This is a genomic window from Glycomyces sp. MUSA5-2, assembly GCF_037034145.1.
GTDB classification, from domain to species: Bacteria; Actinomycetota; Actinomycetes; order Mycobacteriales; family Micromonosporaceae; genus Glycomyces; species Glycomyces artemisiae.
Genome location: NZ_JBAGKG010000007.1, coordinates 110,239 through 130,451, shown reverse-complemented (window position 1 = coordinate 130,451; position 20,213 = coordinate 110,239). Strand labels below are relative to the sequence as shown.

The 20,213-nt window shown below is 72.6% G+C and carries 24 protein-coding genes; 9 read left to right on the top strand and 15 right to left on the bottom strand.

The window, feature by feature from the left end; translation table 11 throughout:
- Nucleotides 1–132: 132 nt before the first annotated feature.
- The 3 genes from WA640_RS21610 to WA640_RS21600 form a co-directional block, all read right to left on the bottom strand.
- Nucleotides 133–1,212 (bottom strand): NADH:flavin oxidoreductase/NADH oxidase, encoded by a 1,080-nt coding sequence (locus WA640_RS21610; protein ID WP_335990439.1) that lies wholly within the window; start codon nt 1,210–1,212, stop codon nt 133–135.
- Between the two features lie 82 nt (nt 1,213–1,294).
- Entirely contained in the window at nt 1,295–1,990 is a 696-nt protein-coding gene (locus tag WA640_RS21605; RefSeq protein ID WP_335990438.1) for a type 1 glutamine amidotransferase domain-containing protein, read from the bottom strand.
- 27 nt (nt 1,991–2,017) lie between these two features.
- The gene (locus WA640_RS21600) at nt 2,018–2,893 is read right to left on the bottom strand and encodes an NAD(P)-dependent oxidoreductase (protein WP_335990437.1); all 876 of its coding nucleotides are present in this window, start codon (nt 2,891–2,893) and stop codon (nt 2,018–2,020) included.
- A gap of 171 nt (nt 2,894–3,064) precedes the next feature.
- On the opposite strand from WA640_RS21600, the gene WA640_RS21595 reads away from it, so the two are divergent.
- Nucleotides 3,065–3,514 carry a MarR family winged helix-turn-helix transcriptional regulator gene (locus WA640_RS21595; RefSeq protein ID WP_442904798.1) on the top strand — a complete coding sequence of 150 codons (450 nt, stop codon included), beginning with the start codon at nt 3,065–3,067 and terminating at the stop codon, nt 3,512–3,514.
- Between the two features lie 5 nt (nt 3,515–3,519).
- Here WA640_RS21595 and WA640_RS21590 read toward each other — a convergent pair whose 3' ends face one another.
- Both WA640_RS21590 and WA640_RS21585 read right to left on the bottom strand, forming a co-directional pair.
- Entirely contained in the window at nt 3,520–4,185 is a 666-nt protein-coding gene (locus WA640_RS21590) for a TetR/AcrR family transcriptional regulator (RefSeq protein WP_335990433.1), read from the bottom strand.
- A gap of 10 nt (nt 4,186–4,195) precedes the next feature.
- Complete coding sequence (locus WA640_RS21585) at nt 4,196–4,498, bottom strand: hypothetical protein (RefSeq protein ID WP_335990431.1); 303 nt, start codon at nt 4,496–4,498, stop codon at nt 4,196–4,198.
- Nucleotides 4,499–4,728: 230 nt separating this feature from the next.
- Here WA640_RS21585 and WA640_RS21580 point away from each other — a divergent pair, with 230 nt between their 5' ends.
- Entirely contained in the window at nt 4,729–4,977 is a 249-nt protein-coding gene (locus tag WA640_RS21580; RefSeq protein WP_335990429.1) for an SCO4848 family membrane protein, read from the top strand.
- 136 nt (nt 4,978–5,113) lie between these two features.
- Here the strand turns inward: WA640_RS21580 and WA640_RS21575 are convergent, their stop codons facing one another.
- Nucleotides 5,114–6,028 carry an aminoglycoside phosphotransferase family protein gene (locus WA640_RS21575; RefSeq protein ID WP_335990427.1) on the bottom strand — a complete coding sequence of 305 codons (915 nt, stop codon included), beginning with the start codon at nt 6,026–6,028 and terminating at the stop codon, nt 5,114–5,116.
- Nucleotides 6,029–6,122: 94 nt separating this feature from the next.
- Complete coding sequence (locus tag WA640_RS21570; protein ID WP_335990425.1) at nt 6,123–6,797, bottom strand: NAD(P)-binding oxidoreductase; 675 nt, start codon at nt 6,795–6,797, stop codon at nt 6,123–6,125.
- 97 nt (nt 6,798–6,894) lie between these two features.
- Here WA640_RS21570 and WA640_RS21565 point away from each other — a divergent pair, with 97 nt between their 5' ends.
- Nucleotides 6,895–7,674, top strand: coding sequence for a class I SAM-dependent methyltransferase (locus WA640_RS21565; RefSeq protein ID WP_335990423.1), 780 nt, complete (start codon nt 6,895–6,897; stop codon nt 7,672–7,674).
- A 9-nt stretch (nt 7,675–7,683) separates the two neighbouring features.
- Nucleotides 7,684–8,226, top strand: a complete 543-nt coding sequence (locus tag WA640_RS21560) for an AAA family ATPase (protein ID WP_335990421.1) — start codon at nt 7,684–7,686, stop codon at nt 8,224–8,226.
- Here the strand turns inward: WA640_RS21560 and WA640_RS21555 are convergent.
- The 3 genes from WA640_RS21555 to WA640_RS21545 form a co-directional block, all read right to left on the bottom strand.
- Nucleotides 8,223–8,456 (bottom strand): hypothetical protein, encoded by a 234-nt coding sequence (locus tag WA640_RS21555; protein ID WP_335990420.1) that lies wholly within the window; start codon nt 8,454–8,456, stop codon nt 8,223–8,225. The two genes, WA640_RS21560 and WA640_RS21555, sit on opposite strands and share 4 nt — an antisense overlap.
- A gap of 116 nt (nt 8,457–8,572) precedes the next feature.
- The gene (locus tag WA640_RS21550) at nt 8,573–9,907 is read right to left on the bottom strand and encodes a M14 family zinc carboxypeptidase (RefSeq protein ID WP_335990418.1); all 1,335 of its coding nucleotides are present in this window, start codon (nt 9,905–9,907) and stop codon (nt 8,573–8,575) included.
- Nucleotides 9,908–10,051: 144 nt separating this feature from the next.
- On the bottom strand, nt 10,052–10,939 hold the full coding sequence (locus WA640_RS21545; protein ID WP_335990417.1) for an HAD family hydrolase: 888 nt from the start codon (nt 10,937–10,939) through the stop codon (nt 10,052–10,054).
- A gap of 100 nt (nt 10,940–11,039) precedes the next feature.
- On the opposite strand from WA640_RS21545, the gene WA640_RS21540 reads away from it, so the two are divergent.
- The 3 genes from WA640_RS21540 to WA640_RS21530 all read left to right on the top strand — a co-directional run bounded on the left by WA640_RS21540 (nt 11,040) and on the right by WA640_RS21530 (nt 13,261).
- Nucleotides 11,040–11,615, top strand: coding sequence for a TetR/AcrR family transcriptional regulator (locus tag WA640_RS21540; protein ID WP_335990416.1), 576 nt, complete (start codon nt 11,040–11,042; stop codon nt 11,613–11,615).
- 91 nt (nt 11,616–11,706) lie between these two features.
- Nucleotides 11,707–12,495 carry an oxidoreductase gene (locus WA640_RS21535; protein ID WP_335990415.1) on the top strand — a complete coding sequence of 263 codons (789 nt, stop codon included), beginning with the start codon at nt 11,707–11,709 and terminating at the stop codon, nt 12,493–12,495.
- Nucleotides 12,496–12,700: 205 nt separating this feature from the next.
- Nucleotides 12,701–13,261, top strand: coding sequence for a hypothetical protein (locus tag WA640_RS21530; protein ID WP_335990414.1), 561 nt, complete (start codon nt 12,701–12,703; stop codon nt 13,259–13,261).
- A 20-nt stretch (nt 13,262–13,281) separates the two neighbouring features.
- On the opposite strand, the gene WA640_RS21525 is transcribed toward WA640_RS21530, so the two are convergent.
- From WA640_RS21525 to def, 4 genes are all read right to left on the bottom strand, one after another.
- Nucleotides 13,282–14,448 carry an NUDIX hydrolase gene (locus WA640_RS21525; RefSeq protein ID WP_335990413.1) on the bottom strand — a complete coding sequence of 389 codons (1,167 nt, stop codon included), beginning with the start codon at nt 14,446–14,448 and terminating at the stop codon, nt 13,282–13,284.
- 30 nt (nt 14,449–14,478) lie between these two features.
- The gene (locus WA640_RS21520; protein WP_335990412.1) at nt 14,479–15,015 is read right to left on the bottom strand and encodes a tetratricopeptide repeat protein; all 537 of its coding nucleotides are present in this window, start codon (nt 15,013–15,015) and stop codon (nt 14,479–14,481) included.
- A 104-nt stretch (nt 15,016–15,119) separates the two neighbouring features.
- A complete protein-coding gene (locus WA640_RS21515) occupies nt 15,120–15,737 on the bottom strand; it encodes a class I SAM-dependent methyltransferase (RefSeq protein ID WP_335990411.1) in 618 nt (205 codons plus the stop codon).
- A gap of 31 nt (nt 15,738–15,768) precedes the next feature.
- Complete coding sequence (gene def / locus WA640_RS21510) at nt 15,769–16,317, bottom strand: peptide deformylase (RefSeq protein ID WP_335990410.1); 549 nt, start codon at nt 16,315–16,317, stop codon at nt 15,769–15,771.
- 181 nt (nt 16,318–16,498) lie between these two features.
- Between def and WA640_RS21505 the strand changes: the two genes are divergently transcribed.
- A complete protein-coding gene (locus WA640_RS21505; protein WP_335990409.1) occupies nt 16,499–17,434 on the top strand; it encodes a DUF4349 domain-containing protein in 936 nt (311 codons plus the stop codon).
- An 81-nt stretch (nt 17,435–17,515) separates the two neighbouring features.
- Entirely contained in the window at nt 17,516–18,718 is a 1,203-nt protein-coding gene (locus WA640_RS21500) for a sulfotransferase family protein (protein WP_335990408.1), read from the top strand.
- On the opposite strand, the gene WA640_RS21495 is transcribed toward WA640_RS21500, so the two are convergent.
- On the bottom strand, nt 18,715–20,091 hold the full coding sequence (locus WA640_RS21495; protein ID WP_335990407.1) for an ROK family protein: 1,377 nt from the start codon (nt 20,089–20,091) through the stop codon (nt 18,715–18,717). The genes WA640_RS21500 and WA640_RS21495 overlap by 4 nt on opposite strands.
- Nucleotides 20,092–20,213 lie beyond the last annotated feature (122 nt).

The window sequence follows — 20,213 nt, the reverse complement described above, 5'->3', positions numbered from 1 at the left end:
CCGGCCGGTGCGGTCGCCGTACGGTCCGGTTGCCGGAATTGCACCGTTCCGGTCTATTGAGGAGCGGCGCTGGTGGACGGTCCTTTGGGGACGCCGCCGGCTCCCGGCGCGGGCCGGGAGCCGGCGGGGCCGTCAGGAGCGGCGGTACTGGGCGGGCTTGTAGGCCTCGTCGCCGAGCTCGGCGGCGGCGTGGCGGGCCCAGTAGGGGTCGCGCAGGAGCTCGCGGCCGATGAGGACCGCGTCGGCCTCGCCGTCGGCGAGGATCTTCTCGGCCTGGCGCGCTTCGGTGATGAGGCCGACCGCGCCCGCGGGCAGGCCGGCCTCGCTGCGCACGCGGGCGGCGAACGGGACCTGGTAGCCGGGGCCGGTGGGGACGGCGGCGTTCGGGAGGGAGCCGCCGGAGGAGACGTCGAGGAGGTCGATGCCGTGCTCGCGCAGGACCGCGGCGAGGCGCACGGTCTCGTCGGCGGTCCAGCCCTCGGGCTCGATCCAGTCGGTGGCGGAGACGCGGAAGAACACGGGGACGGTCTCGCCGACGGCGGCGCGGACGGCGTCGGTGACCTCGACGGCGAGGCGGGTGCGGTTCTCGAAGGACCCGCCGTACTCGTCGTCGCGGCGGTTGGAGACGGGCGAGAGGAACTCGTGGAGGAGGTAGCCGTGGGCGCCGTGGATCTCGACGACCTCGTATCCGGCGGCGAGGGCGCGGCGCGCGGCGGCGGCGAACGCGGCGACGACGTCCTGGATCTCCTCGCGGGTGAGGGCGTGCGGCACGGGCCGGGACTCGCTGAAGGCGACGGCGCTGGGGGCGACGGGGACCCAGCCGCCTTCGTCGGGGGCAAGGGCGCGGCCGCCGTTGAACTCCAGGTCGGAGGTGGCCTTGCGGCCCGCGTGGGCGAGCTGGACGCCGGGGACGGTGCCGTGGGCGCGCATGAGATCGGTGAGGCGGCGGTGGGCGGGGACCTGGTCGTCGCTCCAGATGCCGAGGTCGCCGATGCTGATGCGGCCTTCGGCGGTGACGGCGGTGGCCTCGACGAGGATGAGGCCGGTGCCGCCGACGGCGCGGGAGCCGTAGTGCTGGACGTGCCAGTCGTTGGGGGCGCCGGTGCCGGGACCGGTCGTGTCGGCGCTGTACTGGCACATCGGGGCCATCCAGGCGCGGTTGGGGAACTCAGTGCCCCGGATGGTGAGCGGCGTGAACAGGTTGCTGGTCATGGTTCCTTCAGTGTGTGCGGGCGGTTCCTGGGGGGCGGCTTCGGGGGGCGGGGCCGCCGGCCCGGCGGCCCCAAGGGTACGTCTATCCGATGAGTTTCAGCAGCTCGTCGGCCGCGGTCTGCGAGGACTGCGGGTTCTGGCCGGTGACGACGTTCCGGTCGACCTCGACGTGGGAGGCGAACGGCTCCCCGGCCTGGAAGTCGATCCCGGCCTGTTCGAGGCGGGTCTGGAGCAGCCACGGGGCCTTGTCGCCGAACGCGCCGAGGTGCTCTTCGCGGTCGGTGAACCCGGTGATGCGGTAGGCGGCGAACGGGTTGACGCCGTCCGGTTCCGTGGCGGGCAGGAGCGCGGCGAGGCCGTGGCAGACGAGGCCCACGGGCTTGCCCGAGGCGAGCGCGTCGGCCAGGAGCGCCCCGGCGTGCGGGTCGCCGGAGAGGTCCTCCATGGGGCCGTGGCCGCCGGGGACGTAGACGGCGTCGAAGCCGGTGAGGTCGACCGCGGCGAGGTCGACGGGCGCGCCGAACTCGGGCGCGGTGGCGACGGCGTCGCGGAAGCGGGCGGCGGCCTCGTCGCCTCCGGCGAGGCCGGGGTCGAGGCTGACCGGGTCGGCGGGCGGCACGACGCCGCCGGGCGTGGCGACGGTGACGGCGTGCCCAGCGTCCTTGAACGCCTGGAGCGGGACGACGGCCTCTTCGGCCCAGTAGCCGGTGGTGTGCCTGGTGCCGTCGTTCAGCGTCCACTCGTCGGAACCGGTCATGATGAACAGGATCTTCGCCATGGTTTCTCCCCCTGTGGTTCGGTCTGGTTACTCGTCGAAGCTCGCGAAGTAGGTCGCGGCCATGTCCTCGTCGCCGTGGCCCTGCGCGGAGGCGCGGCGGAAGCGCTCGGCGCCGGCCTCGGCGAGGTCGAGGCGGACGCCGTTCGCGGCGGCGGCCTCGACGATGAGCCTGGTGTCCTTGAGCGCGGTGTCGAGGCCGAAGCTGGCCTGGTCGGTGGCGCCGTCGAGGATGAGCGCGCCCTTGGCGTGGGCGTATCCGGCGTCGAGCGGGCCGCCCTGGATGAGGTCGTAGAAGCCCTGCGGGTCGACGCCGAGGCCCTTGGCGAGGGCGAGGACCTCGCCGATGCCGTGGGTGAGGACGAGGACCCAGCTGTTGGCGACGAGCTTGAGGCGGGAGGCGCTGCCGTCGGCCCCGTCGGCGCCGGTCCACACGGTCTTGGCGCCGATCGCGTCGAAGACGGCGTTCGCGACCGGGTCGTCGGCGGGCCCGGAGGCGAGGACGGTGAGCTGCCCGGCCTCGGCGGGGGCCCTGGTGCCGAGGACGGGGGCGTCGAAGAACACGAGGCCGTGCTCGTCGGCGACGGCCGCGAGCGCGCTCGCGCCGTCGAGGCCCGCGGTGGTGGACTGGATCCAGCGGACGCCGGGCTTGAGGGCGGGCGCGGCCTGGGCCATGACCTCCTGGACGGCGGGGCCGTCGTAGAGGATGGTGAGGACCGCGTCGGCGTCCGCGACGGCCTCGGCGGGGGTGTCGGCGACACTGACCCCGTCGGCGGCGAGGGGCGCGGCCTTGTCGCGGCTGCGGTTCCAGGCGGTGACGGCGTGTCCGGCGCGGGCGAGGTTGCGGGCCATGGCGGCCCCCATGATGCCGGTGCCGAGCACGGTGACGTGCAGCTGTTCGCTCATCGGTTCTCCTTCGGTTCGCGGCGTCGAGTCTGCCGAACTCCGGGGCCGCGGGTGCCCCGTTCCGCCGCCAACGATACTTGCAGACGCGGGCTAATTGCAAGCGGTGGTATTTGTTGCATGGCTTATACCGTCGTGCGCTACGATGAGGTACCGTTCCGGCCCCGAGGGAGGATGACCGTGACCGCGGCCCCGGAGACCACGACCGCGCTGGCGCAGCACTGGTGCGCGCTGTCGGTCCTGCACGAGCGCATCGCCGACCGCATCGGGCGGCGGCTCGAAGCCGAGCACGGGCTGAGCGTGCGCGAGCTGTCGCTGCTCACCGTGCTCGACCGCCAGAGCGAGGGCAGGCACCTCCAGATGCGGCAGGTCGCCGACGCGATCGTGCTGAGCCAGAGCGCGACCACGCGCCTGGTGACCCGCATGGAGGACCGCGGGCTCCTCGCCCGCACGATCTGCAAGGACGACCGGCGCGGGATCTACACCGACGTCACCGCCGCGGGCCGCGAGCTCCTCGCCGAGGCGGCGCCGACCCATGACGCGGCGCTGCGCGAGGCGCTCGACGAGGCCCGCTCGGACCCGGACTTCAAGCCGCTCGTGGAGGCGCTGGAGCGGCTCGGCTGATCCCGTCAGCCGTTGGGGCCCTTGACGGAGGCCCAGATCCGCTCGGGCAGGTAGGTGAAGGCCTCGGCGATGTCGTCGGCGCCGGGCACGCCCACGAGCCAGCGCGTCACCGCCTCGGTCACCGGTCCGATGAGGAGGCAGCCCAGGAGGCTGTCGGGGACGTCGACGATCCGCCCGGCCTCCACGTGCGGCGCGATCCACGCGAGGATCGCCGCGAGCTGCGGCGCGGTCTCGGCGAGCATCGCCTCGGTGGGGCCGACCAGGTGCGCCTGGTAGGGCATGCCGAGCAGGAAGTGCGCTTTCGCGCGGTGCTCGGTGCACCAGGCGAGGTAGGCGGTGACGCAGGCCTGGACGCCGGTGCGGGCAGTGCGGCGCGGTTCGACGGCCGCGACGAGCCGGTCGAGGAGTTCGCCGCTGAGGCGCGCGTAGAGCGCGGCGGTGAGCCCGTTGAAGGACCCGAAGTGGTGGTAGAGGCTGCCGACGCTGACGCCGCTGGCGTTGATGACGCCGGTCATCGTGTAGCCCTCGGGGCCGTTGCGCTCGTAGAGGTCGAGGGCGGCGGACAGGAGCCGCTCGACGGTCTCCCGCCCGCGGGCCTGCTTGGCGGCCATGGGCTTGACGGCCGGGTGCCTGACGGTCGCAGGCTTGACGGCCACGGGTTCGACGGCCATGGCGGCGGGGTCAGGACTTCCAGAACTTGGCGGCGATGTGGGCGAGCCCGTCGCGCTGCGTGCGGCTCTTGAGGACGGCCTCGAACTTGTGGTTGAGGTAGAGGCCGGGCAGGGCGGCGTCGATGCGGAAGACGTTGCCGAGCCAGCGGGTCGGGTGGCCGCCGTCGAGCTCCCACAGCTCGACGATGCGGTCGTTGGGCTTGATCGTCATTCTGATGTGGACTCCGAGGTATTCGATGTCGGCGGTGCGAAGCCAGCCCAGGGCCTCGGCGTCGGGATACCCGTCGGGCATCGGGTTCTCAGGTCCGCTCATTCCGGGCCCGCCATTCCATGCATTGATGACAATCCGGTCTCCATCATCGCAGACCACGGTATGCACGCAACTGCCGCACAGAGTGACACCGGGTCTCCAATGCCCAGGATAGTAGGCGCACCAGACGGGTCGGTCGGCGGAAGCGGGCCGCGGAGGGCCGGGACGTGACCGGCGACCGGTGGGGCGCGCCCGGAATGTCCGGGCCCTTGCGGTGCGCCGATACTGGGCGGATGAAGCTCAGTCGCGGCGTCTCCGTGTTCCTCCTCGCGTTCGGCGTGTGGTCGCTGATCGTATGGTCGACCTTCGTAAAGAATCTGTTCAAGGACGTCAGCGGCCTCGCGTTCGACGCCGCGGGTGATCCGACGGGCTATTTCTGGGTGCACCTCGCGCTCGCCGCGACCTCGTTCGGGCTCGGCGTCGCGATCGGGGTGATCGGCCTGCGGGGGCTCCTGGCGAGCCGCCGCGCAGGCCGCGACTGAATCCTGAAGGGACGTTCCGACCCGTTGGCGACTCGCCGCGGAGTCGGGAATCCGACGCGGATCTTTTTCACCCGATCGGGCCGGAAAGCGCTCTATTCCGAAGACGCGCCGCCGCACCGGGGCCCGGCGGCCCCGGTCAGGCGTCCTCCAGCTCCCGCATCGCCTTCGACACCTCGTCGAGCTCGCGCTCGTCGGCGTCGTGGGCGAGGTGGGCGGCGAAGCGCAGCAGCGCCCAGGCCTTGACGCGCTCGGCGTCGGCGCCGAGGCCGTCGGCGACCGCGCGGAGCAGGTCGCGGCCGCTGTGCGGGCCGTACAGCTCCTGCGTGAACAGGAAGTACCCGCCGTCGAAGGCGCGCTCGGCGAGGTAGGGCTTCGGGTCGATGACGAGCCACGGCTCCCGTTCGGCCGACACGATGTTCGTCAAGTGGGTGTCGCGGTTGCCGATGCCGGTCTCGGGCGCGTCCGCGAGGTCGTCGCAGCGGGCCAGCGCCTCGCGGAGCCGGTCGTCGCCGAGGCGGCGGCGCACGTCCGCGTCGGGCTCGCGGTACTCCGCGCGCCAGGCGTCCAGCATCTCGGTGGCGGCGGGCAGGTCCGGGAAGCCCTCCGCGGGTTCGTAAGGGCGCCAGAGGCGCCGGTACAGGCCGGTGGCGATCCCGATGCGGCGCCAGGCGGCCGCCGGCGTCTTGTGGCCGAAGAAGCGGGTGGACTTGAGCCGGTTGCCGGGGACGGCCTTCTCCATGAGCATTGCGCCGGTCGCGGCGTCGTAGTCGTACAGCTCGACGGCGCCGTCCCCCTGGTACCGGTGCAGCGCAGTCGGTTCGCCCCGGTTCTCGTCGTCGAGGTAGATCACTTTGAGGACGGCCGGGGAGTCGTCCTCGCGGCGCACCGGGACCACGTACGAGTGCGACCCGCCGTCGTAGGGCGGCCCGTCCATGCGGAGGGACCATGTGCGCTTGAGGCTCCAGACCGTCCTGGGGAGGTCGTCGAGCCACGCGCGGCCCGACTCGCCGTGCCAGTTGAGGACGTCGCGGCGGACAGAGGAAGGAACCACACCAAATCGCATCGGTACAGTATCGAGCACTCGGATTCGCCGACGCAATCCGCATATGCGTTTGCAGGCGGGAATCAGACCACTGCGGACGGTGTCAGGACGCGAAGGCGGACACGGCGTCCGGCACGGCGTCGTCGCCGCCGCGCAGTTCGAGCACGCGTCGCGTCACCAACGGGGTCTTGAGGATCTCGGCGAGCACCGCGGCGACGTCCGCGCGCGTCACCTCGCCGCGTCCCGCGGGCGGGTCGGCGAGCAGGACCCTGCCAGTGGGCGGGTCGTTGGTGAGCGCGCCGGGCCGCACGATGACCCAGTCGAGGTCCCTCGATTTGAGGTCCTCCTCGGCGGCGGTCTTCGCCTCGATGTAGGCGGTCCAGACCTCGTCGCGCGACGGGTCGGGGTCCTTCCCCGCGCCCATGCTGGAGATCTGGAGGAAGCGGCGCACGCCCGCCGCGACCGCGGCGTCGGCGAGGAGCACCGAGGCGGCCCGGTCGACGGTCTCCTTGCGCGCGGCCCCGCTCCCGGGCCCGGCGCCCGCGGCGAACACGACCGCGTCGACGGCCCCTTCGGTCTCGGAGGCGAGGAGCCCCGCGAGGTGCTCGGCGTCGGCCTGTTCGAGGTCGAGGACGATCGGGCGCCCGCCGATCGCGGCGATGTCCTCGGCCTGCTCCGGCTTGCGGATCAGCCCGGTGACGGAATGTCCTTCTGCGGCCAGGATCTCGGTCAGGAGCAGCGCGATCTGTCCGTGCCCTCCGGCGATGACGACATGCATACGGCCCACCCTAACCCGCCCCGCGCCGCCCCGCAGCAGTTGCGGCCCCCGGAGCCGCGCGGTACTCTCGTCGGCTCCACTCGCGAAGGGACACTGCATGGTCGTCGATGTCGAGCGCACGATGGAGAACTACCGGGACGCCGGGAACCTGAAGACCCGCATCAGCATCTACCAGTACCGGCGGGAGGCGTTCGACCCCGTCGAGCACGCTGCGGGGCTTCTCCCCCGCGGACTGGACCTGATCCTCGATGTCGGCGCCGGGTTCGGTCGTTACACCCGGCGGCTGCGCGAGGACCGGCCCGAGGCGACCGTGGTCGCGGTCGACAAGGCTCCGGGGATGCTCGCCGAGGTCCCCGAACCGGCGATGGTCGCCGACGCGCAGGCGATCCCGTACCCCGATGGCGGTGTCGACGGGGTGCTGGCGCTGCACATGCTCTACCACGTGCCCGATGTCGCCAAGGCCGTCGCGGAGTTCCGCCGCATCCTCAAGCCCGGCGGCGTCCTGTTGGCCGCCACCAACGCCGCCGACGACATGGGTGCGCTGTACGACCTGTGGCGCAAGGCGATCGAAACGCTGCCGGAAGCCGACCGCTACGACCCGCGCGGCCCGCTGCCGAACTTCGACTCCGCGAACGCGCCGGCGCTCCTCAAGGCCCGCTTCGACACCGTCGAGGCATTCGAGGACACCGGGCTCGTCTCGGTGCCCGAACCGGAGCCGCTCCTCGCCTACCTGCGCTCCGCGCGATCGCTCATGGATTGCGGCGACGAGGTGTACGAGGCGTCGATGCTCGCGACCGGGCGGCTGCTCGACGAGTATTTCGCGGCGCACGGCACGTTCGACTTCGAGAAGCGGCTCGTCTTCTACCGCTGCCGTTAAGGTCGCCGCATGCCTCGCCTGATCCTGCTCAACGGCGCCCCGGCGGTCGGGAAGTCGACGCTCGCGCGGCGGTACGCCGCGGACCGGCCGCTGGCGCTCGTGCTCGACCTGGACCAGTTGCGCCGCACGCTGGGGCGCTGGCGGGACGATCCGGGCGGGGCCGGGCTGCGGGCCCGGTCGATCGCGGTCGCGATGGTGCGCGAGCACCTCGCGGCCGGGTACGACGCGGTGGTGCCGCAGCTGGTGGGTCGGGTGGAGTTCATCGAGCGGCTCGCGGCCGCGGCCGCGGAGTCGGGCGCGGGGTTCGACGAGGTGTACCTCCGCGACGACGCCGACCGGCTCGTGCGCCGGTTCGCCGAGCGGGCTCAAGCGGCGGTGGACCCGGTGCATGTCGAGGCGCGGGAGATCCTGGACGGCGGCGAAGCGCGGCTGCGGGAGTACCACGAGCGCATGGAGGCGCTGGTTCGGGAACGGCCGCAGGCGATCGGGGTGGAGAGCGTGCCGGGCGACGTCGAGGCGACGTACCGGCGGCTGCTGGCGGCGATCGGCTAGGCGTTCTTCTTCGCGGAGCGGCGGCGGAGGAGGGCGCCGACGGCCCAGCCTGCGATGAAGATGATGGCGAACATGATCCACATGGGCGTCTCGACGCGGACGACCCACAGCTTGACGCCGACGGTCTCGGTGTTGGCGAGGATGAACCAGACGGCCAGCGCGATGATGACGACCGCCGTGATGAGGCGGCGCAGTCCCCTGCCGCTCTTGCCGTCGCCTGCGTCGGCCATCGCCCGCTCCTCGCCTCGTGCCGGTGTCCGGTCAGTATGGGCGGGTCGGCGGGGCGCGGCGGCGGTTCGGGGAAATCGGGGCGTCCCGGCGGGCCGGAGCCCGCCGGGACGCGTGTTCAGCCTGCGTAAGGCGCGGCCGCGGCCTGGGCCGCGGTCATGATGGCGCCCTCGTTCTCGGGCCAGAGGGTCTCCTCGACGCACGAGAACGCGGGGAAGAACCCGCCGCAGTTCCCGAAGTCGGGGCCGACCTCGAAGGTGAACGAGGCGACGCCGAGTTCGCCGTAGGCCATGTCGTCGGTGGTGCCGCTGGTGCTGTAGCCGACGGTGTCGTCGTTGGTGCCGACGAGGTAGCCGTTGGACTCGGACATGTCGGCGCCGAGGGCGCGCAGGGCCGCGTCGTTCGGCGCGGCGTCGGAGGTGAAGCCCCACGGGACGATGATGTACTCGCCGTAGGAGTGGAGGGTGAGGAAGACGTCGCGGGCGTCGTCGGGGGCCGCGTCGTTCTGGCCCTCGCCGCGCTGGTCGGGGTGGAGGGCGCGGAGCCAGTCCTCGATCGCCTGCGTCTCGGGCTCGGAGGCGCCGGAGGCGCCCTGGTAGGTCTCGGAGCACGGGTTGGTCGAGTCGGCACCCCACTCGAACGACGAGTTGCGGTTGAGGTCGATGCCGGCGCTGGAGCCGCAGTTGCCCGCGGAGTCGTTGACGTTCTTGCGCTGGAGGACCGGGTCGTCGCCGCCGGAGGAGACGACGTCGACGCCGTCGGGGTTGACGACGGGCACGACCCACACTTCGGTGGTGTCGAGGAGGTCGGTGACCTCAGCGTCGGTGCCGTAGCCCGCGACGAGCTTGTCGATCCAGCGGAGGGCGATCTCGCCGGTGGCGATCTCGCGGGCGTGGATCTGGGCGATCAGGGAGAAGCGGGGCTTCGCCGAGTCGGGGTTCTGCTCGCAGTCGCCGTCGGCGACGGCGGTGACGCAGATGGCGTAGATGTCGTGGCCGCCGTCGTTCTGGGTCTTGAGCCAGGAGTCGCCGATGTCGTACAGGCGGGTGAGCGACGGGTTGGCGTCGGCCACCTCCTGGAGGTGGGACTCGATGGCGTCGACGGTGCGGTAGCCGCCGTAGTAGGTGCCCTCCTGCTGCGCGGTGGCGCCGAGCTCCTTGTAGACGGTGTCGAAGAACTCGGGGTCGTGGCCGAGGGCGCGGAGGTCGTCCGCGACGCTCTCGTCGCCGATGATCTGGGCCTCGCCGCCGTGCTCGGCGGCGATGTCGAAGCCGAGGGCTTCGAGTTCGGCGACGTCGTCGGCGGTGAGGCCGTCGACGGTCCAGGTGACGGGTTCGGTTGAGGTGGACGGACCGGCGGGGTCGGCCTGCGCGGTGTACGCGGCGGCGCCGGTGGCCGCCGCGGCGACCCCCAGGGCGGCGCCGGCCGCGGCGAGCCTTCGCTTCATGTGCATGTGTCCGTTCCTTTCTCGGCGCGGCGATCGTGACGCCGCGCCGAAGGGGAGGCCAAAGGGAGTCTAATCATACAATTGACCGACAAGTCCCGATACTTCCGACAATTTCGGACACAGTGGATTCGGTTGTGGACGTTGGGTTCTCTAGGCCGCGGCGGCGGTGTCACCTGCGAGGAGGGCTTCGATGACCTGTGCGACGCCGTCTTCGGCGCTGGTGGCGGTGCGGTCGGTCGCGGCCTCGACGGCCTCGGGGTGGGCGTCGCCCATCGCGTAGGAGCGCCCGGCCCAGGCGAGCATGGGGACGTCGTTCGGCATGTCCCCGAAGGCCACTACTTCGTCGGGCCCGATGCGGCGCTCCTTGCACCAGGAGGCGAGGCCGAAGGCCTTGTCGGCGCCGCGGGCGTTGAAGTCGAGCATCCCGAAGTCGCCCCAGTGGCACATGGAGAGCCCGCCCAGGTCGGCGGTGGCGACGGCGGCGGCCATCTCCTCGCCGGTGCGCTCGGCGCAGTAGACCTTGAGCTTGACGGCCCGCTTGGCGCGCTTGAAGACCGCGTCGACACCGGTGGCGAAGTCCCAGTTCGTGGAGCCCACGAGCGGGCGGTAGGCCTCCTCGCCGATGATGCCGGTGCCGGTCTCGACGGCGAAGACGGCGTCGGGCAGGCGCTCGGCGACGGCCGCGGCGGCGCGGCGGGCGGCGCCGAGGCGGATCGCGCGCAGGACGCGGATGCGGCCGGTCGCGGGGGCGTAGTCGATGGCGCCGTTGGCGCAGATCGCGCCGTCGAGGAGGGGCAGGAGGTCGGTGAGCACGTCGACGCCGTAAGGGGTGCGGGCGGTGACGGCGACGATCGCGACGCCCTCGGCGCGGGCGGCCGCGAGTGCGTCGCGGGTCCGCTCGGAGAGGATGCCGCCGGGGGCGAGCAGCGTACCGTCCAGATCGGAGGCGATGGCTAGGGGTTTGAGCACCGCTCTAGTATCGCCCGGCCCGGCAAGCGCGGCAACCGCCGCGTCGGGGAGCCGACACGCGGTGTTCATCAGGGCTCATCCCGTTGGGGCCCAAAGGGTTGCGAAATTCCAGTGATCGGGAGCATGTTTTTGTTGACCTTCAAGTCAAGAACAGGTTAGGCTTCTCCGCATGGGCAGGCCGAAGGAATTCCATCCGGACGCGGTCGTCGCGCAGGCGATGGAGGCGTTCTGGACCGGCGGGTACGCGGGGACCTCCCCCGCCGACCTCGCCGAGGCCACCGGCGTGGGCAAGGGCAGCCTGTACCACGCGTTCGGGTCCAAGCGCGAGCTGTTCGGCAAGGCGCTGGAGATGTACGGCCGCGGCGGCGACGAGCTGACGCAGGCGTACCTGAACGAGCCGGGGACCGCCAAGGAGCGCATCCGGGCCTACCTGGAGTTCCTGGTGGACACCGACCTGGACGCCCCGGTGCGGCGCGGCTGCCTCGCGGCGAACACCGCGCTGGAGCTGGGCGGCCGGGACGCCGAGGCCACCGAAGCGGTGCTGCGCATGACGAACCGGACCATCGAGCTGCTCACCGAGCGGCTGCGGCGCGGCCAGCGCGACGGCGACGTCGCGGCCGAGGTCGATCCGGAGGCGCAGGCGCTGCTGCTCATGAACACGATCGTCGGGCTGCGCGTCATGGCCCGCACGTACGACGGCCCCGTGCTGCACGGGATCATCGAGTCCGCCCTGGCGGGCTTCTAGCTCGAACCGCGCCCTCGCGAGAGGGCGTTTTTCTCACCCTGATTTTTGACCTGTAGTTCAAGAATAAGTTCGACCACTGAGAGGCGACACCATGGAACTGGGACTCAACGGCAAGACCGCGCTCGTCACCGGGGCGAGCCGCGGCATCGGCCTCGCGATCACCGAAGCCCTTGCGGCCGAAGGCGTCCGGGTCGTGGGCGCGGCCCGCACGGTCACGCCGGAACTGGAGAAGGCCGCGGCGGCGGCCGTCGCGGCGGACCTGTCGACCCGCGAAGGGGCCGAGGGGATCGTGGCCGAGGCCGTGCAGGCGGTCGGCGGGATCGACTTCCTGGTCAACAACGTCGGCGGCGGCGACGCCGACCGGATGGTCATCGGCGGGTTCCTCGACATCCCCGACGAGCAGTGGGCGGAGGTGTTCGGGCTCAACCTGTTCAGCGCGGTGCGCACCACTCGCGCGGCGCTGCCGGGGATCATCGAGCGGCGCGGGGCGATCGTGAACATCTCGTCGGGGAGCGCGCGGGTGCCGACCGGCTCGCCGGTCGCGTACGCCGAGGCGAAGGCCGCGCTGACGCTGTTCTCGAAGCGCCTCAGCGAGGAGGTCGCGCCACTGGGCGTGCGCGTCAACACGGTGTCGCCGGGCGTCATCGGGTCGCCGCTGTGGCGCGACGAGGAGCGGTTCGGCGGCAAGGTGGCCGAGGCGTTCGGCGTGCCGCACGCGGACCTGCTGGCGGGCATCCCGTCGCAGTTCGGGATCGCGTCGGGCCGCATCGGCGAGCCCGAGGAGGTCGCCGACCTGGTGGCGTTCCTGCTCTCGGACCGGGCGCTGAACATCCACGGCGCCGACCACGTGATCGACGGCGGGACCCTCAAGGCCGCGTAGCGGAGTGCGGGCGCGGTCACGGCCGCGCCCGCTCCGGCGCGGGTCCTCGCGGGGGTGTGCGAGAAAGGGACTGTCGGACCCCTGTGTCACGGTTGCATCACGGGTGCAACCGCGGCGCACGAGCGGTCGTCGGACCACCGGCGACCGTCCCGGTTCGCACCGCCGTCCTACGGTGGACGGACAACACCCGTCGAAGGAGCCCGTCATGACGTACAACCCGCCCCCGCACTACAGCCTCGGCGACGGCGAGCCCCAGCAGCCGCAGAGCGCCCCGCCCGGGTACTCGCAGCCCCAGAGCGCCCCGCCGGCCTACTCCCCCGCCGCTCAGCCCGCCGCCCCCGGGTACGTGCCCACCCAGCCGGTGCCGATGCAGCCCGGCTTCTCGCAGCCGCTCACCCAGCCCCTGCTCGCGCCCGGACCGCCGCCGCAGCGGCGCTCCGCGATGGTGCCCGTCCTCGCCGTGGTGGCGGTGATCGGGTTCGCGGGCGCGGCCCTGTCGCTGGCGCTGTGGCTGCGCACCAGCGGGGACCTCGACGACGTGTCCGCGCAGATCGAGGACCGCGAAGCCGAGATCGCGCAGCTCCAGGAGGACCTGGAGGCCGCCGAGACGCAGGTGGGCGACCTCGAAGTGCAGGCCGCCGACGCGGAGTCCATGCGGGCGTGCCTGGACGACCTCAACTGGTACTACGCGACCGAGGCCGAGTCCGAGGAGGAGGCCCAGGCCGAGCTGGCGCTCCAGGAGTCGTGCGCGACCTGGCTCTGGTAGCAGCGCTGCTCCGGCAGTCCTTACCGCTCGCCGCGGTGGCGGGCGAACGCCGCGGGGATGCGGAGTTCATGTCCTCGGAAGAGGTCCATGGCTCCGGCCTCCTCGCGGGTGATCCAGCGGGCGTCGGACGCTTCGAGTTCGGCGAGGCGCAGCGGCTGCTCCGGGTCGAGGGCGGCCGCGGTGAAGCTCATGATCATCGGCATGCGGGAGTCGCCGAGTTTGGTGTCCCGCTTGTCGAACGCCCACGACAGTCCCGTCAGCTCGACGTCGAGGCCGGTCTCCTCGAATGCCTCGCGGACCGCGGCGAGGCCGACCGGCTCGCCGACCTCCGCGGCGCCGCCGGGCACGGCCCACTGGCCGGTGTCGGTGCGCTGGATGACGAGCAGGCGGCCGGTCTCGTCGAAGATCGCGGCGTCGGCGCCGGTGGCGACGCAGTCGGCGGCGAGGTCGCCGCAGTCGATGCGCGGGTAGTCGACGTCGGCGGCGACGGCCGAGTCGCAGAGGGACAGGACCCGCTGCTGCCGTTCGCGCTCGTAGAAGTTGTCGCTCACCGCCAGGGACTCCTTGGCGAGCGCGGCGGCCGCGTCGAGGAGCTGGCGCACGACCGGGCCGACCGCGAGCGGTCCGTGGTCCGGCTCCTGCGCGGATGCCGAGGGGTTCAGGCTCGGCACGTCCCCTTCGAGGTCGGGCTCGGTCGGTTCGAGGAGGGCCGCCGCGGCGGCCGCGTCGAGGTGGGTCTCCAGCTCGTACACGAGCAGGAACGTGTGCGGGCACGGCAGGCCCGCGAGGTCGGTGTCCGCGATGGCGACCGGCTCGGCGGGGGCGCGGGTCCGCAGGGCCGCGGCCACGGTCTCCAGGCGCTGGCCGAGGGTGCCGGAGGTGTGGCTGAGGCGGCGGCGCCGCACCAGGCGCGTGCCGTCGGCGCAGTCGATGCGCAGCTCGGTGCCGGGGATGGGGGTGCGCAGGCCCGTGTCGGCCCGGTAGACGGCGAGGATCGCCTCGTAGGGGCGGTGGTCGATCTGGGCGAGGAGCGCGGCGGCGAGTTCGCGCAGGCGGTGCAGGCGGGCCTCCTCGTCGGGTCCGGCGCCCCAGAAGAGGCCGTTGGCGGCCTCGGCGCGGAGGATCCCCGAGAGGCGGGCGAGGCCGTTGGCGGCCTTGAGGTTCGCGTCTGCGGTGTCGGCGGGCATGGTGCTCCTTCGCTTCGGTTCGCGGCGCGGTCAGATCGTACGCTGCCCGACGGCCGCGCGGGCGAGGCTCAGCGCGTCCTGTGTCGAGGCGATCAGCGCGGGGTCGCCGAGCCGCTCGCGGATCTGGAGGACCTCGGTGAGGACGTCGACGGCGAGGTGCGGGCGGCGGGCGTCGATGAGGTGCTTGCCGTAGTGCTGGAGCGTGAAGTGGACGAGCTCGGGGCAGCGGGTGCGGGCGAGTTCGATGGCGCGGCGGTAGACCGGTTCGGCGGCGTCGAGGGCGCCGGGGTAGCGGTGGGCGTCGCCGAGGTTGACGAGGGCGGCGACCTCCTGGTTCGGGGTCTCGGCGCGCTCGACGGCGGCGGCGAGGACCCGCTGCGCGGCGGCGTAGTCGCCGAGGGCGACGAGCCCGACCCCGGCGAGCCGCAGCTCCGGCTGCGGCAGGCGGGGTTCGCGGGCGAGCTCGAAGTGCACGAGGCGGCGGAGCTTGTCCGGCTCGGTCGCGTACATGCGGCCGTCCTTGCCGGTCGCGACGAGTTCGGCGATCTGGTGGCGCTCAGCTGACAACGCGCATCCCCCTTCCGGGCCCTGGGGCCGCGCCGAGGCGGCCTGAGCCGAGGATAGAGCCGGATCGGCGCCCTTGCCCAGACCCGAATGCGTGCCCTTGGGGCTCAGGGCTTGCGGAGGACGAGGCCCTGGTACTGGTCGATGCCGCGGTCGATCGGCAGGCAGACGGCCTCCACGAGGGCGAAGTGCTCCCGGGCGAGGCGCTCGATCGCGTCGGCGGTGAAGAACGAGAAGTACCGCTTCGGCTCGTACGCGTCGCCGTCCCAGACGCCTTCGGAGTCCTCGCCGCCGTACTGTCCCCAGTAGAGCAGGCCGCCGGGCGCGAGGACGCGGGCGATGCCGTCGAGGACGCCGGGCAGCTCCACTTTCGGGACGTGCAGCAAGCAGTTCATGCCGAAGACGGCGTCGAAGGCGCCGTCGGGGAAGTCGAGGTGCGCGAAGTCCATGACGCGGGCGTCGAGCCCGTTCGCGCGGCAGTGGGCGACGAGCGCGGGCGAGAGGTCGGTGCAGGTGACCGCGAAACCCTCGTCGGCGAAGGCGCGGCCGCTGACCCCGTGGCCCGCACCGATCTCCAGGAGGGACTTCGCTCCGGCCTCGCGCAGGTGGGCGGCGAAGCGGGCGCGCTCGGCGCGCTTCCAGGGGGCGTCGTCCATGCCCGCGCGGTCGTCGGCGCCGGCGTCGTAGGCCGCGCGCAGGTCGGCCTTCACTTCCTCGTATCGCATGGGACCGATGGTGCCCGAGGGGTGCGACACCTCAGCGCAGGCCCGCTTCGGCGAGGAGGCGCTTGCGGGTCTTGGCGGGGAGGCGGTCGACGTAGACGGTGCCTTCGAGGTGGTCGGTCTCGTGCTGGAGGCAGCGGGCGAGGGTGCCGGTGCCGTCGATGCGGATCGGGTTCCCGGCCGGGTCGAAGCCCTCCACGGCGGCGGTGGAGGCGCGCGGGGTGTCGGTGAACGGGCCGGGGACCGAGAGGCAGCCCTCGTCGCCGACCATGAGGTCGCGCGGCGGCGGGGGCAGGATGAGGACGGGGTTGACGACCGCGGCCACGGTGCGCTCGCCGTCGGCGTCCTCGCAGTCGAGGACGAAGACGCGGGCGTCGACGCCGATCTGGTTGGCGGCCAGGCCGACCCCGTTGGCGGCGTACATGCTCGCGAACATGTCCTCGACGAGGGACGCCAGCGCGTCGTCGAAGTCCTCGACGGGCCTGCACGCGCGGTGGAGCACCGGGTCCCCGTAGTGGACGATCGGCCGGACGGCGCCGGTGTCGCCCGGGTTCGGTCCGGTGCTCGGGTCGCTGGCGGTCACTGGTGCTCCTCGGTTCGGTCGCGATGCTTATTGCAAGTCTATGGCAACAGTATCCGGAGCGATGTCGGATCCCTCCCGACCGATAGCGGTTCGTTCCCGGACCGTGACGCACCGCGAGGATCGTTGGAAGCGGCGGCGGATCCCTGGCCGCCACCCCTCCTACCCCCTTGCGAGGCAGCACATGCGCACCTTCAGGATATCCATTGTGGCCGCCGCGGCGGCGCTGCTCCTCTTCGGCTGCGGCGACTCAGGCGGCGGGTCGAACGAGGCGGCGGACGACGCGGACGGCGGTGCCGCCGTCGACGAAGGCGCCGTCGACCCTGCGGACGGTGCGACCGGCGGCATCGCCGATCCGCAGGTCAGCGCCGGTGAGCGGGCCGTGGTGTACGAGTCAGCGCTCGCCGTCGAGGACCCCGACCCGGACCGGGTGGCCGAGGACGTGTGGGACCTCGCCGAGTCGTTCGGCGGGTACGTGACCGCCGACGAGCGGGACCTCACCGCCACGGACGACGGCGTCGCGGGCACCGCGCGGCTGACGATGCGCATCCCGTCGGAGCACTTCCAGGAGGCCATGGACGGGCTCACCGCGCTCGCGGAGACCGAGGTGAGCCGGTCGGTGACCACTGAGGACGTGACCGAGGCGGTGGTGGACCTGGAGTCGTACATCGCGACCAAGAGCGCCAGCGTCGACCGCGTGCGCCAGCTCCTCGCCGAAGCGGACTCGGTCACCGCGATCCTGGACCTGGAGTCCGAGCTGGCGACGCGGGAGGGCGAACTCGCTTCGCTCCAGCAGCAGCTCGCGGACCTGGAGGACCGGATCGCGCTGTCCACCATCGACTTCACGGTGACCGCGCCGTACCAGGAGCGCGCGGAGGCGGGCTACACCGGGCCGGACTCGTTCTGGGACGGGCTCGTGGTGGGCTTCGACGGGGCGCTGGCCCTGGTCGTGGGGCTGTCGGTGGCGGTCGGCGTGATCCTGCCGTTCCTGCCGCTGGTCGCGCTCGGGTTCGCGGCGGTGCTGGTGCCGCTGCGGTGGCGCGCGAAGCGGCGCAAGGCCGCGCCCGCGGCGGCGGCCCCGCTCCCGCAGGCCCCGCCGCTGCCGAGGGAACGGGTCTGAGACGCGCCCGAAACGTCCCCGCGGGCCGGTCGTGAGAGACTGGCTCGCGTTCGGTCCACTGCCCCGAGAGGACGTACCCCTATGCGCCGCGTCGCCGGTTGGGTCAAACCCCTGAACACCGTCATGTCCCCCGCCCTCGCCAGGGCGGTCCGCAACCCGGACAAGGCCTTCGAGCAGGCGGTGGCGAAGGCGGAGCAGGCTGCGGGGGCGAGCGCCGACATCGACCCCGCGTTCATCGAGGACTACCGGGACCTGATGCGCCGCTTCGCGAAGGTCCGCGACATCTCGTACCTCGGCTGGACCGCGACGGTCTCGGAGCTCCAGATGCGCATGGAGAACCGGCTGCGGATCAAGCGCCTCCACGCCGAGCACCCCGAGATCGCGCACCAGCCCATCGACCGGCCGATCGTGGTAGTAGGGCTCCCGCGGACCGCGACCACGCTGGCGCACAAGGTCATCGCCGCGCCGGAGGGGAACCGGGCGCCGATGATGTGGGAGTTCCACCACGCCGACCGGTTCGACATCGACCCGAAGCTGCGCGAGCAGCGCCTGAAGAAGGCCCGCCGGATCTCGGCCGCGGTCAACGTGATCACCCCGATCTGGGAGACCATCCACCCCAGCACCGCCGAGACCCCCGAGGAGTGCGTGCTCGCGCTCCCGCACGGCCTCCAGTGGGGCACGCGTTTCAAGCTCAACGGGTACCGGGAGTGGCTCGCGAAGCGCGACTTCGTGCCGGACTACCGGTACCTCAAGGAGTTCCTCCAGGTGCTCCAGACCGGCGACCGGACCCGCCGCTGGGTCCTCAAGTCCCCGTTCCACCTCTACAACCTGGACGCGCTCCTCAAGGTCTTCCCCGACGCGCACATCCTGTGGACGCACCGCGACCCGCAGACCGTCATGGGGTCCTGGTGCTCCCTTGTGGAGACCGGGACGGCGCTGTGCAACCGGCACTACGACACCTACGCGATCGGCCGCGAATGGCTCGACTCGCTGTCGTGGATGGTCGAGCAGGGCCGCATGTCGCGCCTGGACATCCCGCCGGAGCGGATGGTCGACGTGTCGTACCACGCGCTCACCGCCGACCCGTACGGGCAGCTCCCCCGCATCTTCGAGCGCCTGGGCCTGCACTGGAGCCACCGCGAGGAGGGGAACCTCGACGACGTGCTCGCGCGGCCCGGCATGCGCCGCAACCACGAGTACTCGCTGGAGCGGTACGGCCTCGACGCGGACATGGTGGACGCGGCGTTCGGCGACTACTCGAAGCTGGTGGCGTCGATCCGTTAGGGCCTGGCCTGCGGATCAGGGCGTGGCGGGATCCGAGTCCGTTCGTTCGCTCGCAAGGCGGAGGGGCCTCCCAATACCGGTGTTGTATTGGGAGGCCCCGACAACGCAGCGAGCGGGCGAACGGGCCGGATGCCGACCGTTCTGATCCGCAGGCCAGGCCCTAAGGGCCGCAACGGTTCCAAATCGAGGGCGTCGGACCTGACGACCTCCAGGGCGCGGGCGACCGCGCCGAGGCTGACGACCCCGCCGCCGAGCGTGGAGGCCACCAGTTCGGGCCCGGGCGGGTGGGCGAGCTCGCCGAGGCGCTCGGCCGCGCGCTTGAGGACCGGGTCGAGGGACGCGGCGACCGCGCCCGCGAGGACGATCCGCTCCACGTCGAGCAGGCCGCCGAGGACCGCGCAGATCCGCGCGAGCCGCTCGGCCATCCGCTCGGCGAGGCCGAGCGCAGCCGGGTCCCCGGCCGCGGCGGCGGCGAGGACGAGTTCGGCGCCGAGGGACTCGGCGGGGGCCGTCATGATCGGGCTGCCCGAGTCGGCGGTGCCCGCGGCGCGGGCTTCGAGGGCCCAGCGGCGCAGCAGGTTCCCGATGCCGTGGGTCGAGCCGACGCCTTCGACGAGGGTGAGCAGCCGCAGCTCCCCCGCCGCGCCGGAGCGGCCGCGAACGAGGTGGCCGTCCACGACGTAGCCCGCGCCGAAGCGCTCGCCCGAGACGAGCGCGATGTACGAGGAGGCCCCCGCGCCCGCGCCGTGCGCGCCTTCGGCGAGCGCGGCAAGGTTCGCGTCGTTCTCGACCTCGGTGCGCCAGCCGCGGCCGCGGAAGTGCGCGGCGTAGCCGGGGTTCATGCGGGCCCAGAAGCGCCGCTCGCCTTCGGGCGAGGCGCCGTCGAGGTCGGTGGGGGCGGGGACGCCGACGGTGATGCAGAGGACGGATTCGGGCAGGGCGCCGGCGCGTTCGAGGGCTTCGGCGATCGTCGCGTCGGCGACGGCGAGGCGCGCGGCCGGGTCGTCGCCGTCGGGGTCGACGTCGCGGTGGGCGCGGGCGAGCTCGCGGCCGCGGAGGTCGGCGGCGGTGGCGGTGATGCAGTGCTGGCCGGCGTCCACGCCGAGGACGGTCCCGGCGTCGGCGCGCAGCTCGTAGCGGCGGGCGGGGCGGCCCTTGCGGTACTCGCTTCCGGCGGCGCGGGCGTTGGGGAGCTCAGCGAGCCAGCCGCGGTCGACGAGCTCGTCGCACAGGGCGATCACCGTCGAGCGGGTCAGGCCGGTCGCGGCGATCACGTCGCTCGCGGTGAACGCCGCGCAGTCCCAGGCGCGGTCCAGGACCGCCGCGGCGTTCGCGCGCCGCTGCGGGTGGGTCCGGTCCTCGGTTTCCGTCACGGGTCTTGACACCTCGCCTTCGCTGCCTCAGTATGGCGTGGGTGATTTGATTTTGGTACTAGATTTAATCACGCGATCATTCCGGTCCGCGCCCCGGCGCGGCCCACCACCACCGAAAGGCA

Coding starts and splice junctions, on each gene's coding strand:
- WA640_RS21605 (WP_335990438.1), bottom strand. CDS start 1,990: ATGGCGAAGATCCTGTTCATCATGACCGGTTCCGACGAGTGGACGCTG.
- WA640_RS21550 (WP_335990418.1), bottom strand. CDS start 9,907: ATGCACATGAAGCGAAGGCTCGCCGCGGCCGGCGCCGCCCTGGGGGTC.
- WA640_RS21560 (WP_335990421.1), top strand. CDS start 7,684: ATGCCTCGCCTGATCCTGCTCAACGGCGCCCCGGCGGTCGGGAAGTCG.
- WA640_RS21590 (WP_335990433.1), bottom strand. CDS start 4,185: ATGGCCGTCGAACCCGTGGCCGTCAAGCCTGCGACCGTCAGGCACCCG.
- WA640_RS21565 (WP_335990423.1), top strand. CDS start 6,895: ATGGTCGTCGATGTCGAGCGCACGATGGAGAACTACCGGGACGCCGGG.
- WA640_RS21515 (WP_335990411.1), bottom strand. CDS start 15,737: ATGCGATACGAGGAAGTGAAGGCCGACCTGCGCGCGGCCTACGACGCC.
- WA640_RS21570 (WP_335990425.1), bottom strand. CDS start 6,797: ATGCATGTCGTCATCGCCGGAGGGCACGGACAGATCGCGCTGCTCCTG.
- WA640_RS21530 (WP_335990414.1), top strand. CDS start 12,701: ATGACGTACAACCCGCCCCCGCACTACAGCCTCGGCGACGGCGAGCCC.
- WA640_RS21610 (WP_335990439.1), bottom strand. CDS start 1,212: ATGACCAGCAACCTGTTCACGCCGCTCACCATCCGGGGCACTGAGTTC.
- WA640_RS21580 (WP_335990429.1), top strand. CDS start 4,729: ATGAAGCTCAGTCGCGGCGTCTCCGTGTTCCTCCTCGCGTTCGGCGTG.
- WA640_RS21545 (WP_335990417.1), bottom strand. CDS start 10,939: ATGAACACCGCGTGTCGGCTCCCCGACGCGGCGGTTGCCGCGCTTGCC.
- WA640_RS21555 (WP_335990420.1), bottom strand. CDS start 8,456: ATGGCCGACGCAGGCGACGGCAAGAGCGGCAGGGGACTGCGCCGCCTC.
- WA640_RS21585 (WP_335990431.1), bottom strand. CDS start 4,498: ATGAGCGGACCTGAGAACCCGATGCCCGACGGGTATCCCGACGCCGAG.
- WA640_RS21535 (WP_335990415.1), top strand. CDS start 11,707: ATGGAACTGGGACTCAACGGCAAGACCGCGCTCGTCACCGGGGCGAGC.
- WA640_RS21500 (WP_335990408.1), top strand. CDS start 17,516: ATGCGCCGCGTCGCCGGTTGGGTCAAACCCCTGAACACCGTCATGTCC.
- WA640_RS21505 (WP_335990409.1), top strand. CDS start 16,499: ATGCGCACCTTCAGGATATCCATTGTGGCCGCCGCGGCGGCGCTGCTC.
- WA640_RS21600 (WP_335990437.1), bottom strand. CDS start 2,893: ATGAGCGAACAGCTGCACGTCACCGTGCTCGGCACCGGCATCATGGGG.
- WA640_RS21540 (WP_335990416.1), top strand. CDS start 11,040: ATGGGCAGGCCGAAGGAATTCCATCCGGACGCGGTCGTCGCGCAGGCG.
- WA640_RS21525 (WP_335990413.1), bottom strand. CDS start 14,448: ATGCCCGCCGACACCGCAGACGCGAACCTCAAGGCCGCCAACGGCCTC.
- WA640_RS21595 (WP_442904798.1), top strand. CDS start 3,065: ATGACCGTGACCGCGGCCCCGGAGACCACGACCGCGCTGGCGCAGCAC.